At 73.5% G+C, this 14068-nt stretch carries 15 protein-coding genes; 8 read left to right on the top strand and 7 right to left on the bottom strand.

Translation table 11 applies throughout. From position 1 onward, the window contains the following. The first annotated feature begins 137 nt into the window (after positions 1-137). A complete protein-coding gene (locus ADL22_RS25740) occupies positions 138-674 on the top strand; it encodes an Lrp/AsnC family transcriptional regulator (RefSeq protein WP_066984503.1) in 537 nt (178 codons plus the stop codon). A 58-nt stretch (positions 675-732) separates the two neighbouring features. On the opposite strand, the gene ADL22_RS25735 is transcribed toward ADL22_RS25740, so the two are convergent. Both ADL22_RS25735 and ADL22_RS25730 read right to left on the bottom strand, forming a co-directional pair. Continuing rightward, positions 733-1323, bottom strand: coding sequence for a TetR/AcrR family transcriptional regulator (locus ADL22_RS25735; RefSeq protein WP_066984501.1), 591 nt, complete (start codon positions 1321-1323; stop codon positions 733-735). Between the two features lie 2 nt (positions 1324-1325). Beyond that, a complete protein-coding gene (locus tag ADL22_RS25730; protein ID WP_066984498.1) occupies positions 1326-2846 on the bottom strand; it encodes a 3-hydroxyacyl-CoA dehydrogenase in 1521 nt (506 codons plus the stop codon). A gap of 148 nt (positions 2847-2994) precedes the next feature. Between ADL22_RS25730 and paaN the strand changes: the two genes are divergently transcribed. Continuing rightward, positions 2995-4677, top strand: coding sequence for a phenylacetic acid degradation protein PaaN (paaN, locus tag ADL22_RS25725; protein WP_066984495.1), 1683 nt, complete (start codon positions 2995-2997; stop codon positions 4675-4677). Between the two features lie 38 nt (positions 4678-4715). Here the strand turns inward: paaN and ADL22_RS25720 are convergent, their stop codons facing one another. From ADL22_RS25720 to ADL22_RS25710, 3 genes are read right to left on the bottom strand one after another with little or no spacing between them, the layout of a single operon-like run. Continuing rightward, the gene (locus ADL22_RS25720) at positions 4716-5381 is read right to left on the bottom strand and encodes a TrmH family RNA methyltransferase (protein ID WP_066984492.1); all 666 of its coding nucleotides are present in this window, start codon (positions 5379-5381) and stop codon (positions 4716-4718) included. Further along, the gene (locus ADL22_RS25715; protein ID WP_420711600.1) at positions 5378-6712 is read right to left on the bottom strand and encodes an HTTM domain-containing protein; all 1335 of its coding nucleotides are present in this window, start codon (positions 6710-6712) and stop codon (positions 5378-5380) included. Before ADL22_RS25715 ends, ADL22_RS25720 begins: the two co-directional genes overlap by 4 nt. 8 nt (positions 6713-6720) lie before the next feature. After that, on the bottom strand, positions 6721-7392 hold the full coding sequence (locus ADL22_RS25710; protein WP_066984486.1) for a DUF5819 family protein: 672 nt from the start codon (positions 7390-7392) through the stop codon (positions 6721-6723). A 165-nt stretch (positions 7393-7557) separates the two neighbouring features. Between ADL22_RS25710 and paaA the strand changes: the two genes are divergently transcribed. From paaA to ADL22_RS25680, 6 genes are all read left to right on the top strand, one after another. Beyond that, on the top strand, positions 7558-8544 hold the full coding sequence (gene paaA / locus ADL22_RS25705) for a 1,2-phenylacetyl-CoA epoxidase subunit PaaA (RefSeq protein WP_066984483.1): 987 nt from the start codon (positions 7558-7560) through the stop codon (positions 8542-8544). Beyond that, complete coding sequence (gene paaB / locus ADL22_RS25700; RefSeq protein WP_066984480.1) at positions 8541-8870, top strand: 1,2-phenylacetyl-CoA epoxidase subunit PaaB; 330 nt, start codon at positions 8541-8543, stop codon at positions 8868-8870. Before paaA ends, paaB begins: the two co-directional genes overlap by 4 nt. Next, positions 8867-9586, top strand: coding sequence for a 1,2-phenylacetyl-CoA epoxidase subunit PaaC (gene paaC, locus ADL22_RS25695; protein WP_066984477.1), 720 nt, complete (start codon positions 8867-8869; stop codon positions 9584-9586). The genes paaB and paaC overlap by 4 nt, the downstream gene beginning before the upstream one ends. After that, positions 9580-10074, top strand: coding sequence for a 1,2-phenylacetyl-CoA epoxidase subunit PaaD (paaD, locus tag ADL22_RS25690; protein ID WP_066984474.1), 495 nt, complete (start codon positions 9580-9582; stop codon positions 10072-10074). The genes paaC and paaD overlap by 7 nt, the downstream gene beginning before the upstream one ends. After that, positions 10074-11120, top strand: coding sequence for a 1,2-phenylacetyl-CoA epoxidase subunit PaaE (paaE, locus tag ADL22_RS25685; protein WP_066984471.1), 1047 nt, complete (start codon positions 10074-10076; stop codon positions 11118-11120). Before paaD ends, paaE begins: the two co-directional genes overlap by 1 nt. Before the next feature lie 169 nt (positions 11121-11289). Then, positions 11290-12423: an acyl-CoA dehydrogenase family protein gene (locus ADL22_RS25680; protein WP_066984468.1), complete on the top strand. Its 1134-nt coding sequence runs from the start codon at positions 11290-11292 to the stop codon at positions 12421-12423. A 212-nt stretch (positions 12424-12635) separates the two neighbouring features. Here ADL22_RS25680 and ADL22_RS25675 read toward each other — a convergent pair whose 3' ends face one another. Further along, the gene (locus ADL22_RS25675; RefSeq protein WP_066984465.1) at positions 12636-12980 is read right to left on the bottom strand and encodes a rhodanese-like domain-containing protein; all 345 of its coding nucleotides are present in this window, start codon (positions 12978-12980) and stop codon (positions 12636-12638) included. A gap of 10 nt (positions 12981-12990) precedes the next feature. After that, positions 12991-13989 (bottom strand): hypothetical protein, encoded by a 999-nt coding sequence (locus tag ADL22_RS25670; protein WP_079064419.1) that lies wholly within the window; start codon positions 13987-13989, stop codon positions 12991-12993. Between the last annotated feature and the right edge of the window lie 79 nt (positions 13990-14068).

Here is a 14068-nt window from a genome sequence, read left to right as displayed (position 1 = left end):
CGGGGCGGGTGCGCCCTTCCCTACCGATTGTTCGGTCGCTGATGCATTTTGGCTACAGGCGGGTTCAGCCTGTGGACAAACGGTTCTCCACAGCTTGTGATGAAGGCAGGGAGTCCACCCAGGGGAGGCGGGAGCACATGCCGGAGGAACAGATGGCCAATCCGGGGGCGCAGCCGCCGGCACCACCCGCCCCGCCCCCTCCGGCCGCCCGCCCGCTGGACACCATCGACCGCGCCATCCTGCGCCTGCTCCGCACCGACGGCCGGGCCTCGATACGCTCTGTCGCCGAGCAGGTGCACGTCTCCCGCGCGAACGCCTACGCGCGCATCAACCGGCTGCTCGACGACGGCGTGATCCGCGGCTTCAGCGCCCTGGTGGACCAGGAACGGGCAGGCCAGGGCGCCTCCGCGTACATCACCCTGAAGATCGTCCAGAATTCCTGGCGGACCGTGCGCAAGCAGCTGACCGCGCTGCCCGGAGCCGCCCACATCGCGCTGGTCAGCGGCGATTTCGACGTGCTGCTGCTGGTCCACACCAAGGACAACCGGGAACTGCGGGAACTGGTCCTGACCCGGATCCAGTCCATCCCGGAGGTGCTGAGCACCCGCACCCTGCTGGTCTTCGAGGAGACCGACCTGGGGCTGGAGGAGGGGTGGGGCGAGGGCACGGGCTAGCGGCGGCCGCGCGCGGCCCGCTCGCGCGCCCGTACGGCCCGCAGGCGCCCAGGGCCCGTCAAGCCCGCCGCAGCCCCGCGAACGCCGTCCGGACCACGGCCTCGGCGACCTCGTCGCGGCCGGCGGCGTCGCCGCGCCCGGGGCGGTACCACTCCACGATGGAATTGATCATTCCGAAGAGCAGGCGGGTGGCCAGCCGCACGTCCACGTCGTCCCGGAGGTCGCCGTCGGCGGCGGCCTCCTTCAGGAGCCCGGCGACCCGGTGGTCGAATTCGCGGCGGCGCTCCATGGCCCAGCGCTCGGTGTCGGTGTTGCCCCGCACGCGCAACAGGAGCGTGACGTAGGGGAGTTCGTCCATCAGGACCTCGGCGACGCGCCGGGTGACGTATTCCAGCCGCTCGATGGCCCGGCCCTCCTGGGCGCCGGGCTCCGCGAGGACGCCGAAGAGCCCGTCCAGGGCGCGGCTTATCGCGCGCCGGAGCAGCTCCTCCTTGCTGCGGACGTGGTGGTAGATCGAGGACTTCGAGATGCCGGCCGCTTTGGAGAGGTGCTCCATGGACGTGCCGTCGTAGCCGCGCTCGATGAACACCTCGACGGAGACCGCGAGCAGCGAATCGGGTGTGTAGGCGTCGCGCTTGGCCATGGTCATGATTAGAGCACCCATTCCTCGAGGTCCGCACGGCGCCGCAGCGCCCGGGACGGCGCGTACCGCCCCCCGGCATTGTGGCGGTGCAGGGAGTCCAGCAGATCGCGGACCCAGGGGGCACCGAGCCGTTCGGCCCATTCCAGGGGGCCGCCGGGGTAGTTCACCCCCAGGCGCATCGCGGTGTCGATGTCCTCGGGGGTGGCGACGCCCCGGGCCGCGGCGTCCACGGCGAAGTCGATGATCATCGCGATGGTGCGGGCGGCGAGCATGCCGGGGACGTCGTCGAGCACGCTGACCTCTTTGCCCAGCGCCTGGAAGAGGCCGGTGGCCTCGGCCACGTCCGCCCCGGAGGCCGCGGCGGAGGGGGCGAGGGCGATCCGGGTGGCGGCCCGGTAGTCGAGCGCGAGGTCGAAGCGGACGGCGCGGCCGTCCTCGCGGCGGGTGGCGGGGCCGCCGTCGGTCAGGGCCAGCGCGGCGCCGCCGGGCAGCCGGAGGAAGCCCGCGCGCCCCTCGGGGGCGGTGGCGCGGACGACCTCGATACCGGCTTCCGCGAGCAGCGCGGGCAGGACGGCGGCGGGCCGGGGCAGCTCGCCGTGGAGGGTGACCGCGGCGGGCGCCGGGCAGGGGGCGGCGGTGGCCGGCCGGGGCGGCTCGGCGCCCTCGGAGTGGTCGTACCAGCCGCGTCCCGTCTTGCGGCCGAGCAGGCCGGCCTCCACCAGGCGGCGCTGGGCCAGGGAGGGGGTGAACTTCGGGTCCTGGAAGAAGGCGTGCCACACCGAGCGGGTGACCGCTTCGTTCACGTCCTGGCCGATGAGGTCGGTGAGCTCGAACGGGCCCATCCGGAAGCCGCAGCCCTCGCGGAGGACCGCGTCCAGGGTGGCGGGGTCGGCGGCCCGCTCCTCGTAGAGGCGCAGGGCCTCGGCGTAGAAGGGGCGGGCGATGCGGTTGACGAGGAAGCCGGGGGTGTCGGCGCAGCGCACGGGGGTCTTGCCCCAGGCCGCGGCGGTGTCGTACGCGGTGGCGGCCGCCTCGGGGTCGGTGGCGGCGCCGCTGACGACCTCGACCAGGGGCAGCAGCGGGGCGGGGTTGAAGAAGTGCAGGCCCAGGCAGCGGCCGGGGCGGCGGAGCGCGCCGGCGACGGCGGTGACGGGCAGCGAGGAGGTGTTGGTGGCCAGCAGGCAGTCGGCCGGGACGATGTCCTCCAGGGCGCGGAAGAGCTCCTGTTTGGCGGGGAGTTCCTCCAGGATCGCCTCGATGACGAGGGCGGCGCCGGCGAGTTCGGTGAGGGCGGCGGCGGGGGAGAGGCGGTCGCGGGCGGCGTCCCGCGCGGCCGCCGGAATCCGGCCTTTCTCCACGAGCCGGTCCAGCCGTCCCAGGATGGCGCCGGCGGCCTGCTCGGCCCGGCCGGGGACGCTGTCGTGGAGCCGTACGCGGTGGCCGGCGACCAGCGCGACCTGCGCGATTCCCTGTCCCATCGTGCCGGTGCCCACCACTGCCACGGTGTCGCCGCTGCCGAGTGCCGTCATGCCGGCCGTCCTCCCCGAGCGAGTTTTCCACAGGTTGGCCGGGCCCCCTTGCCCCGACCGATCGTTCGGTTACTCTAACTCCGTTGCCGTGTCACTCCCAGTCCTCCCTCTCTCTCTTTCCGCGCAGCCGACGAGGAGTTGGTCACCGATGACCGCCGAAATGACCGCAGCGCAGCTGGTCGAGAAGCACCGCCCGACCCTCGACAAGGCGCTGGACGCGATCCGCACCCGCGCGTACTGGTCCCCCCACCCCGAGCACCCCAAGGCGTACGGCGAGACCGCGCCGCAGGACGGACTGGCCGCCTTCGAGGCGCTGCGCGGTACGCGGTTCGCCCTCGACCAGCCCGGTACGGACGACTGGGTGGGCGAGGAAGTCTCGCCGTACGGCCCGGAGCTGGGCATCACCTATCCGCATCCGGACGTCTCGGTGCTGCTGCCGGCGATGCGGGCCGCGCTGCCGGTGTGGCGGGAGGCGGGGCCGGAGGTGCGGGCGGCGGTGTGCCTGGAGATCCTGGCGCGGATCAGCGCGCGCACCCATGAGTTCGCGCAGGCCGTGATGCACACCAGCGGCCAGGCGTTCATGATGGCGTTCCAGGCCGGCGGGCCGCACGCCCAGGACCGCGGCCTGGAGGCGGTGGCGTACGCCTACGAGGAGCAGACCCGCACCCCCCGGCAGGCGGCCTGGACCAAGCCGCAGGGCAAGCGGGATCCGCTGGAGCTGGCCAAGACGTTCACGCCCGTGCCGCGCGGGGTGGCCCTGGTGATCGGCTGCAACACCTTCCCGACGTGGAACGGCTATCCGGGCCTGTTCGCCTCCCTGGCGACCGGCAATCCCGTGCTGGTCAAGCCGCATCCGCGGGCGGTGCTGCCGCTGGCGCTGACGGTTCAGGTGGCCCGGGAGGTGCTGGCCGAGGCCGGTTTCCCCGCCGACCTGGTGTGCCTGGCGGTGGACCGGCCGGGCGAGGGCCTGGCCAAGACCCTGGCGCTCCGCCCCGAGGTCCGGATCATCGACTACACCGGCTCGACCGCGTTCGGCGACTGGCTGGAGGAGCACGCCCGCCAGGCCCAGGTGTACACCGAGAAGGCGGGGGTCAACACCGTCGTCATCGAGTCCACCGGCGACTACAAGGGCATGCTCGCCAACCTCGCGTTCTCCCTGTCGCTCTACAGCGGCCAGATGTGCACCACCCCGCAGAATCTGCTGATCCCCCGGGGCGGCATCGCCACGGACGCCGGCCCGAAGTCGTACGACGAGGTGGTCAGCGATCTGGCGGGCGCGGTCAGCGGTCTGCTGGGCGATGACGCGCGGGCCAACGCCCTGCTCGGCGCGATCGTCAATCCGCAGGTCGCGGCGCGGATCGAGGAGGCCGCCGGGTTCGGCGAGGTGGCGCTGGCCTCCCGCGAGGTGAAGAACCCGGAGTTCCCCGAGGCCACGGTCCGCACGCCGGTGATCGTCAAGCTGGACGGGTCGGATCCGGAGGCCGAGGCGGCGTATCTGTCGGAGTGCTTCGGCCCGGTGGCGTTCGCGGTGGCGGTGGACGCGGTGGCCGACGCGGTGGCGCTGCTGCGCCGCACGGTCCGGGAGAAGGGCGCCATGACGGTCGGCGCGTACACCACCTCCCCGGAGGTGGAGCGGCTGGTCGAGGACGCCTGCCTGGAGGAGTGCGCCCAGCTGTCGCTGAATCTGACCGGCGGGGTGTACGTGAACCAGACGGCGGCGTTCTCGGACTTCCACGGCTCGGGCGGCAATCCGGCGGCCAACGCGGTGCTGTGCGACGGCGCGTTCGTGGCGAACCGCTTCCGGACGGTGGAGGTGCGGCGCGAGGGGTGAGGCTCCCGGCCCGGGCTCCGGCGGCCCGGGCCGTCCGCTCAGAGGTCCTGGAGCCGGGCGTGCCGGGTGATCCAGGCGTGCATGGCGATGGCCGCGGCGGCCCCGGCGTTGATCGAGCGGGTCGAGCCGAACTGCGCGATGGAGCAGACCATCGAGGCGTGCTCCCGGGCCTGTTCGGTCAGGCCCGGGCCCTCCTGCCCGAAGAGCAGGACGCAGCGGCGCGGCAGCGCGGTGGTCTCCAGGGGCACGGAGCCGGGAAGGTTGTCGATCCCGATGATCGGCAGGTCCTCGGCGGCGGCCCAGGTGGTGAGCGCCGCGGTGTCCGGGTGGTGGCGCAGGTGCTGGTAGCGGTCGGTGACCATGGCGCCGCGGCGGTTCCAGCGGCGCTGCCCGACGATGTGCACCTCCTTGGCGAGGAAAGCGTTGGCGGTCCGGACGACCGAGCCGATGTTGAAGTCGTGGCTCCAGTTCTCGACGGCCACGTGGAAGTCGTGGCGGCGGGTGTCGAGGTCGGCGACGATCGCCTCGCGGGTCCAGTAGCGGTAGCGGTCGACGACGTTGCGGCGGTCGCCGTGGGCGAGCAGTTCGGGGTCGTAGCGGGCGTCCCGCGGCCAGGGCTCGGGGTGCGGGCCGACGCCGATCGCGGGCCCGTACCCCTCGTCGTACTGGAGGGGCTCGGCGGGGGCGGTGTTCTCGCTGCTCACCCCACGAGCGTAGGGCCCTCGCCGGCGGAGCGGGCGGCGGCCTCCGGCGCGGGGCCGGCGGGCGCCCGGTCCGGGGCGGCGGCGCGGGGCGGGAAGAGGCGGCGGCGCAGGGCGGAGCCGCGCCGTTCGCACCACGTCAGGAAGCCGGTCGGCAGGAAGACGAGGTCCGCGGTGATCATCGCCAGGGAGAAGAACGGCAGGCCCAGCAGGAACGCGATCGAGAGGTGCTCGCAGACCATCGCGGCCAGCAGGACGTTCTTCAGCCGCCGGTTGAAGACGGTGAACGGGAAGGCGACCTGCACGATCACCGTGCCGTAGGTGATCAGCATGACGATCAGGCCGTTGCCGCCGAGCAGGTGGGAGAGGTCCGGCCAGGGCGAGAAGTAGTCCAGGCGCAGCGGGTAGTAGACGGCGGTGCCGTCCTGCCAGCGGGTGCCCTGGATCTTGTACCAGCCGGCGGTGGCGTAGACGAGGCACACCTCGACCATGATCACCAGCAGGCCGGCGTTGTGGGCGAGGACGGCGAGGGTGTCCAGGACCGTCCGGGGCTCCCCGGGGGCGAAGCGGCGCACCGCCCACCACAGGCCGTGGGCCGCCCACAGCCCCCACAGGGCCAGGCTCCAGCCGAAGTGCGGGAACGGGCCGTGGCCGAACCACGTCAGCCCGGGGGCGCCGGCCAGCTGGGCCGCGGCGAGGGCGAGGCCGAGCACCGCCCACAGCACGATGCCGGGCAGGTCGCGGGGGCTGTCCGGGCCGCTCTGCGGGATGCCGGCGGCGGCCGCCCGGCGGGCCCGGCGGGCGTCCAGCGACCACACCTGCCCGCACCGGGTCAGGACGAGGTACATCGACATCAGGTGGAGGACGTTGTCGCCGCCGTCCCCGAGGAAGACGCTGCGGTTCTGGAGCGAGATCACGCCCACCATGAACAGCACCGACATGGTGCGGGTGCGCCAGCCGAGCATCAGCAGCGCGGCGGCGGCGATGGCGAGGACGTAGACCAGCTGGAACCATCCGCCGCTGCCGGACCACAGCAGCACCGAGAAGCCGTGGTTGCCGGTGAGCAGCTGGCGGACCATGGTGAAGTCGAAGGGGCCGGCGGGCCCGTAGAGCTCCTGGCGGTGCGGCCATTCGCGGAGCAGGAACAGCAGCCAGGTGCCGGCGAAGCCGATCCGTATGACCGCGGTCTGGTACGGGGCCAGGGCCCGCGCGGTGACCCGGGCGAAGCCGCGCCCGATGACGCGTTCCATGCGGGTCTCCTGGTAGGCCGAGGGCTCCCCGGGGGCGGCGGGGGCGCCGGTGTCCCGAGGGGCGGCGGGCGGCTGCTGCGGCATCGGTGACGTCACTGGTTCGTCGCTCCCTCGGGGAGGTCGCCCGCGGTGATCGGCCACCAGGGCAGGACGCGGTAGGCGGGCTTGTCGCTGACCTTCTCGGCGGACCACGGCGGCGGCACCACCGGAGTCGTCCGCGAGCGGAGCTGGATCTCCTCGACCCGGGCGCCGCCGCGGGTCCACTCCCCGGACATCCGGAGCATCACGATCCGGCGGAAGTAGCGCGCGAACATCCCGCCGCGCTCGCCGGTCGTGCGGTTCTTGGCGTCCAGCGTGCCGGAGAGCAGCTCCCAGCCGCGGCGGAGCTCGTTCTGCTGGGTGTGGCTGGGCAGCGGGTTGTGGCGGACGGCCCGGCCGTCGCGGGCGGTCAGGTCGGTCCAGCCGGTGGTCCGGGACGTGCCGTCGCCCTCGGTCAGGCGGGCGCGGACCTGGACGGCGATGTTCTGCTGGAGCGGGTTGGGTGCGAACAGCTTCCAGTTCTGCTCGTACTCCGGGTAGATGTAGTCGCTGATCAGCGCGGACTGCTGCCTGCTGACCGTGTTCGACGGCGCGACGTGCAGGAACACCATCGCGAGATGGATCAGGACGGCCACCGCGATACCGCCGGCCGCCGTTCCTATGACGATGCGCGAGGGCAGCGACAGCGCGGACAGTGGCCGCGATTCGTCCCCGTATGACTGCATTCCCGCCCCGTTTCGAGTCCTCGTGCGGACCATTCCGCCCCGGAACGGTACCTAGGGTGCCGCTCCCCGCACACCTTCCGCCGGTTATCCACAGGCTTGACACCCGCGGTCCGGCCACTCACCATTGAACCGAACGATCGGTCGGTCGGGAGGAGGGGGCACCACATGACGACGATCGCGCCGGAGGACACGGGCCAACGGCAAGCCCTGTTCGACGCCACCATCGCCGCGGACGAGCGGATCGAACCACGCGACTGGATGCCGGACGACTACCGCGCCTCACTGGTCCGCCAGATCGCCCAGCACGCCCACTCCGAGATCATCGGCATGCAGCCGGAAGCCAACTGGATCACCCGCGCACCGTCCCTGCGCCGCAAAGCGATCCTCATGGCCAAGGTCCAGGACGAGGCCGGCCACGGCCTCTACCTCTACAGCGCCGCCGAAACCCTCGGCACCGGCCGCGACGAACTCCTCGACAAGCTCCACACCGGCCGCCAGAAATACTCCTCGATCTTCAACTACCCCACCCTCACCTGGGCCGACGTCGGCGCCATCGGCTGGCTCGTGGACGGCGCCGCGATCACCAACCAAGTCCCCCTGTGCCGCTGCTCCTACGGCCCCTACGCCCGCGCCATGGTCCGCGTCTGCAAGGAGGAGTCCTTCCACCAGCGCCAGGGCTACGAACTCCTCCTCACCCTCAGCCGCGGCACCGAAGCCCAGCACGCCATGGCCCAGGACGCCGTCAACCGCTGGTGGTGGCCCTCCCTGATGATGTTCGGACCGCCCGACGACGAGTCCGCGCACTCCGCCCAGTCCATGGCCTGGAAGATCAAGCGCCACTCCAACGACGAACTCCGCCAGCGCTTCGTCGACATCTGCGTCCCCCAGGCCGAAGCCCTCGGCCTCACCCTCCCCGACCCCGCCCTGCGGTGGAACGACGACCGCGGCCACTGGGACTTCGGCCCCATCGACTGGACCGAATTCCACGAAGTCCTCAAGGGCAACGGTCCCTGCAACGACGAACGCATCGGCCGCCGCCGCCGCGCCCACGAGGACGGCGCCTGGGTCCGCGAAGCGGCCGCCGCCCACGCCGCCAAGCACGCCGCCCGCACACCCCGCACCGGCACCCACCAGCAGGAGGCGGCCCGATGACCACCGCGCACCCCACCGAGCCCACCGGCGCCGCACCCGCCGGCCCGGCCGACTGGCCCCTGTGGGAAGTCTTCGTCCGCAGCCGCCGCGGCCTCTCCCACACCCACGCCGGCAGCCTGCACGCCCCCGACGCCCAGCTCGCGCTGCGCAACGCCCGCGACCTCTACACCCGCCGCTCCGAAGGCGTCTCCCTCTGGGTCGTCCCCTCCGACCAGATCACCGCCTCCTCCCCCGACGAGAAGGACCCCTTCTTCGCACCGGCCGGCGACAAGCCCTACCGCCACCCCACCTTCTACGACATCCCCGAGGGGGTGCAGCACCTGTGACGCCGCGCACCGCCACCCCCGCCCTCCCCCTCGGCGACGACGCGCTGATCCTCTCCCACCGCCTCGGCGAATGGGCCGGCAACGCCCCCGTCCTGGAGGAAGAGGTCGCCCTCGCCAACATCGCCCTCGACCTCCTCGGCCAGGCCCGGGTCCTGCTCTCCCTCGCCGGCGACGAGGACGACCTCGCCTACCTCCGCGAGGAACGGCAGTTCCGCAACGTCCAGCTCGTCGAGCAGCCCAACGGCGACTTCGCCCACACCATCGCCCGCCAGCTGTACTTCTCCACCTACCAAGAACTCCTCCACACCCACCTCGCCACCGGGGACACCGAGCTCGCCCCCCTCGCCGCCAAAGCCGTCAAAGAAACCGCGTACCACCGCGACCACGCCGAGCAGTGGACCGTCCGCCTCGGCGACGGCACCGACGAGAGCCGCACCCGCATGCAGCGCGCCCTGGACGCCCTCTGGCGCTTCACCGGCGAACTCTTCGACCCCGTCGAAGGACTGGACACCGTCCCCTGGCAGGACCTTCGCGCCACCTGGGCCACCCGCATCACCGCCACCCTGGAACGGGCCACCCTCACCCTCCCCGAAGGCCCTCAGCGCAGCGGCTGGACCGCCGGCGGCGGACGGCAGGGAATCCACACCGAGCCCTTCGGCCGGCTCCTCGCCGAAATGCAGCACCTCCACCGCAGCCACCCGGGGGCGACATGGTGACCGACACCGCCCTCGAAGCCGAACTCCGGGAACTGGCCGGCGCCGTCCCCGACCCCGAGCTGCCCGTCCTCACCCTCGCCGAGCTCGGCGTCCTCCGCGACGTACGCCTCACCGGCCCCGACCGCGTCGAGGTCACCCTCACCCCCACCTACACCGGCTGCCCCGCCCTCGACGCGATGGCCGCCGACATACGGCGCGCCCTGACCGGCCACGGCATCCCCCGCGTCGAGGTCCGCACCGTCCTCAGCCCGCCCTGGACCACGGACGCCATCACCGACGAGGGCCGCCGCAAGCTCGCCGCGTTCGGCATCGCCCCGCCCCGCCCCACCACCGGCACCGGACCGGTCCCCGTCGACCTCACCCTCCGCTGCCCGCACTGCGGATCCACCGACACCACCCTGCTCAGCCGCTTCTCCTCCACCGCCTGCAAGGCCCTGCGCCGCTGCGAGACCTGCCGCGAACCCTTCGACCACTTCAAGGAGTTGTGATGTTCCACCCGCTCCGGGTGAAGGAGATCGAGCGGCTCACGGACGACGCGGTGGCCGTCACCTTCACCGTCCCGCCCGCACTCCGCACGGCCTTCCGCCACACCCCCGGGCAGCACATCACCCTCCGCGCGACGATCGACGGCCAGGAGATCCGCCGCACCTACTCCGTCTGCACCCCCGCCACCGGCGACCCCGTCCTCCGCGTCGGCATCCGCCTCGTCGAGCACGGCGCGTTCTCCCCGTACGCCCTCAAGGAACTCGCCCCCGGCGACACCGTCGACGTCATGGCCCCCGCCGGCCGCTTCACCCTCACCCCGCGCCCCGGCCACTTCGCGGCCATCGTCGGCGGCAGCGGCATCACCCCCGTACTCTCCATCGCCGCCACCCTCCTCGCCGAGGAACCGGACGCCCAGTTCTGCCTCATCCGCAGCGACCGCACCACCGCCTCCACGATGTTCCTGGAGGAGGTCGCCGACCTCAAGGACCGCTACCCGCAGCGCTTCCAGCTCGTCACCGTCCTCTCCCGCGAGGAACGGCAGACCGGCCTGCCCTCCGGCCGCCTCGACGAGAACCGCCTGCGCACCCTCGTACCCGCGCTGCTGCCCACCGCCGCCGTCGACGGCTGGTTCCTCTGCGGCCCCCACGGCCTCGTCCAGGGCGCCGAACGGGCCCTGCGCGCCCTCGGCGTCCCCCGCGCCCGCATCCACGAAGAGATCTTCCACATAGCCAACGGCGCGGCGGCCCCCGCCCCCGCAGGCCCCGCACCCGCGCACAGCACGGTCACCGCCACCCTCGACGGCCGCTCCGGCACCTGGCCCGTCCACGACGGCGAATCCCTCCTGGAAGCCGTGCTCCGCAACCGCCCCGACGCCCCCTACGCCTGCAAGGGCGGCGTCTGCGGCACCTGCCGCGCCTTCCTCGTCGATGGCGAGATCCGCATGGACCGCAACTTCGCCCTGGAATCCGACGAGGTCGACGCCGGGTACGTCCTGGCCTGCCAGTCCCACCCCGCCACGGAGAAGGTCGAGCTGGACTTCGACCGCTGAGGAGGGCCCGGCACCGTTCGCGGCCGCCCGCTGCCGTTCGCACCGTTCCCAATTCCCGCCGCCTGCTCTAACTTGACGAACCGTCAGAAACGATCCGTCGGGGACCGTGACTCGGCGCCCCGTCACGGAACGGTGCCCGGCGGAATCCGGCGCGCGGGAGGACGGACCAGTGGACTTCACCTTCACCGACGAACAGCGAGCCGCCGCCGAAGCGGCACACACCGTCTTCGCGGCGGTCGCCCCCGACACCGTCCCCAGCCCCGCCCTCACCCACGGCCCCGTCGCCGACGACTTCGACCGCCCCCTCTGGCGCACCCTCGCCCGGGCCGACCTGCTGGGCCTCCCCGTCGCCCCCGAACACGGCGGCGCCGGCCTGGACCCCCTCGCCCTCTGCCTCGTCCTGCGGGAATCCGCCGCCGCCCTCGCCCGCGTCCCCCTCCTGGAGACCTACGCCGCCGCGCACACCCTCCAGCAGCACGCCACCGACGACCTGCGCGCCGACGTCCTGCCCCGGATCGCGACCGGCGACCTCGTGCTGACCGCCGCGTCCGCCGGCCGCACCGGCCACGCCCCCGCGCCGCTCGCCGTCACCGCCCACCGGAACGGCACCGGCTGGACCCTCGACGGCACCCACACCGCCGTCCCCTGGGCCGCCACCGCGGACCGCGTCCTGCTCCCCGCCCACACCCCCGCCGGGCAGCCCGTCCTCGCCCTCGTCCCCCGGACCCGCACCGGCATCGCCCTCGCCGACCAGATCTCCACCACCGGCGAACGCCACGCCGAGATACGCCTCGACGCCGTCCCCGCCGAGGCCCCCGAGGTCCTCACCGACCCCGCCGCCTGGGACACCCTCCGCGACCTGCTGACCACCGGCACCTGCGCCCTCGCCCTCGGCCTCGGCGACCGCGTCCTGGAGATGACCAGCCGCTACACCGCCACCCGCGAGCAGTTCGGCCACCCCCTGGCCACCTTCCAGGCCGTCGCCGTCCAGACCGCCGACCGCTACATCGACCTGCGCGCCATGGAAGCCACCCTCTGGCAGGCCGCCTGGCGCCTCACCCCCGGCGCGGCGGGCCCCCTGCCGCGCGCGGCGGACATCGCGGTCGCCAAGATCTGGGCCTCCGAAGGCGTCCGCCGCATCGTCCAGACCGCCCAGCACCTGCACGGCGGCTTCGGCGCCGACACCGACTACGCGCTGCACCGCTACCACGCCTGGGCCAAGCACCTCGAACTCTCCCTCGGGCCGGCCGCCGCTCACGAGGAAGCGCTCGGCGACCTGCTGGCGGCGCATGCGCCGGGGTGAGGTTGGCGCGGGGGCGCGGGGGGCCGGCGGGGTGCGCTGGGCTGGGGTGATCAAGGCGGGCGGGTGGGCGCGGGCGGCGGGGCGCACCGGGACGGCTGTGCCGTTCGCGCCGGGGGCCGACGTGCCGTTCGTACCGGGGCCGAGTGTGGCGTTCGCACCGGGCCCCGGCGGCCGGGGCCCGGCGGCCGGGCCCCGGCGGCCGGGGGCGACGGCTAGATGACCGTCCCCGCGCCGCCCTTGCCGTCCGACACCGGGCGCCCGGCGGCCTCCCACGCCTGCATACCGCCCGCGACGTTCACCGCGTCGATGCCCCGCTGGAGCAGATACTGCGCCACCTGGGCCGACCGCCCGCCGACCCGGCACAGCACGTAGACCTTGCCGCCCTCGGGCGCGGCCTCGGTGAACTCCCCGTAACGCGCGACGAATTCACTCATCGGGATGTGCAGCGCGCCCTCGGCGTGGCCGGCCTCCCACTCGTCGTCCTCGCGTACGTCCAGCAGGAAGTCCCCGGGCGCGAGAGCGTCGACACCGACCGTGGGCACAGAACCGAATTGCATGGCCCCGACGCTACCCGACCAGCCGCGCGAGGTGCTCCTCGCGTTCCCGCACATCGGCCAGCAGCTTCTCGGCGATCTCGTCCAGCAGCCGGTCCGGATCATCCGGCGCCATCTTGATCATCGCACCGATGGCGCTCGCCTCCAGATCGGCCGCGACCGACGCCAGCAGCTCCTTCCGTTCGGCCAGCCACTCCAGCCGCGCGTACAGCTCCTCCGCCTCGGACGGCTGCCGCTCGGCGGGCACCGGACCGGCCTCCCACTCCCGCACCAGCTCCCGCAGCTCGGCCTCGTCCCCCCGCCCGTAGGCGGCGTTGACCCGCGCGATGAAACCGTCCCGCCGGGCCCGCTCCGCGTCGTCCCGCGCCAGGTCCGGATGCGCCCGGCGCACCAGATCGCGGTAGACCTTGCGGGCCTCCTCGCTGGGCCGCACCTTCGTCGGCGGCCGCACCGGCTGGTCCGTCAGCATCGCCTGCGCCTCCGGGAACAGCCCCTCCGACCCGAGCCAGCCGTGGAACAGCTCCTCCACCTCCGGCATCGGCAGCACCGAGGCGCGCGCCTCCCGCGCCTTGCGGATGTCCTCGGGATCGCCGGTACGCCTGGCCACGGCCTCCGCGATCTGCGCGTCCAGCTCGTCCAGCCGCGCGTACATCGGGCCGAGCCGCTGGTGGTGCAGCCGGGAGAAGTTCTCCACCTCGATCCGGAAGGTCTCCACCGCGATCTCGAACTCGATCAGCGCCTGCTCCGCCGCCAGCACCGCCTTCGCCAGCCGCCGCGTCGCCTCGTCCCCGGCACCGCCACCACCGGCCCCCTGCGGGCCGCTGCTCGGAACGCCACCCGGGCCACCGTCCGAGGCGCTATCCGGAACGTCGGCATCCCCGCCGCTCCAGCCCGCGCCCGCCGCCTCCCCGCGGGCCTCCGCCGCCCGCGGTGCGGCCGGCTCGCCGGGTGCCCCCGGTACGTCCGGTCGGTCCTGGCCGTCCTGCGCGTTCTCCGCGTGCGAGTTCGTCACCCGGTCAGCGTACGGGGCGCAGCGGACCGGGCCACCGCCCCACCTCCAGGGCCCCCGGGGCCCCCTCCCCCCCCCGGCC

The organism is Streptomyces sp. NRRL F-4489, from assembly GCF_001509485.1.
In the GTDB taxonomy this organism is placed as follows: Bacteria; Actinomycetota; Actinomycetes; order Streptomycetales; family Streptomycetaceae; genus Streptomyces.
Note: the sequence above shows the minus strand (reverse complement) of the source record. Positions and strands in the feature narration are given on the sequence as shown.

Excerpts from the sequence above, each read along its gene's own strand:
- paaD (WP_066984474.1), top strand. The coding sequence starts at position 9,580 with ATGGTGACCGACACCGCCCTCGAAGCCGAACTCCGGGAACTGGCCGGC.
- paaE (WP_066984471.1), top strand. The coding sequence starts at position 10,074 with ATGTTCCACCCGCTCCGGGTGAAGGAGATCGAGCGGCTCACGGACGAC.
- ADL22_RS25715 (WP_420711600.1), bottom strand. The coding sequence starts at position 6,712 with ATGCCGCAGCAGCCGCCCGCCGCCCCTCGGGACACCGGCGCCCCCGCC.
- ADL22_RS25675 (WP_066984465.1), bottom strand. The coding sequence starts at position 12,980 with ATGCAATTCGGTTCTGTGCCCACGGTCGGTGTCGACGCTCTCGCGCCC.
- paaB (WP_066984480.1), top strand. The coding sequence starts at position 8,541 with ATGACCACCGCGCACCCCACCGAGCCCACCGGCGCCGCACCCGCCGGC.
- ADL22_RS25740 (WP_066984503.1), top strand. The coding sequence starts at position 138 with ATGCCGGAGGAACAGATGGCCAATCCGGGGGCGCAGCCGCCGGCACCA.
- paaN (WP_066984495.1), top strand. The coding sequence starts at position 2,995 with ATGACCGCCGAAATGACCGCAGCGCAGCTGGTCGAGAAGCACCGCCCG.
- paaA (WP_066984483.1), top strand. The coding sequence starts at position 7,558 with ATGACGACGATCGCGCCGGAGGACACGGGCCAACGGCAAGCCCTGTTC.
- ADL22_RS25710 (WP_066984486.1), bottom strand. The coding sequence starts at position 7,392 with ATGCAGTCATACGGGGACGAATCGCGGCCACTGTCCGCGCTGTCGCTG.
- ADL22_RS25735 (WP_066984501.1), bottom strand. The coding sequence starts at position 1,323 with ATGACCATGGCCAAGCGCGACGCCTACACACCCGATTCGCTGCTCGCG.
- ADL22_RS25730 (WP_066984498.1), bottom strand. The coding sequence starts at position 2,846 with ATGACGGCACTCGGCAGCGGCGACACCGTGGCAGTGGTGGGCACCGGC.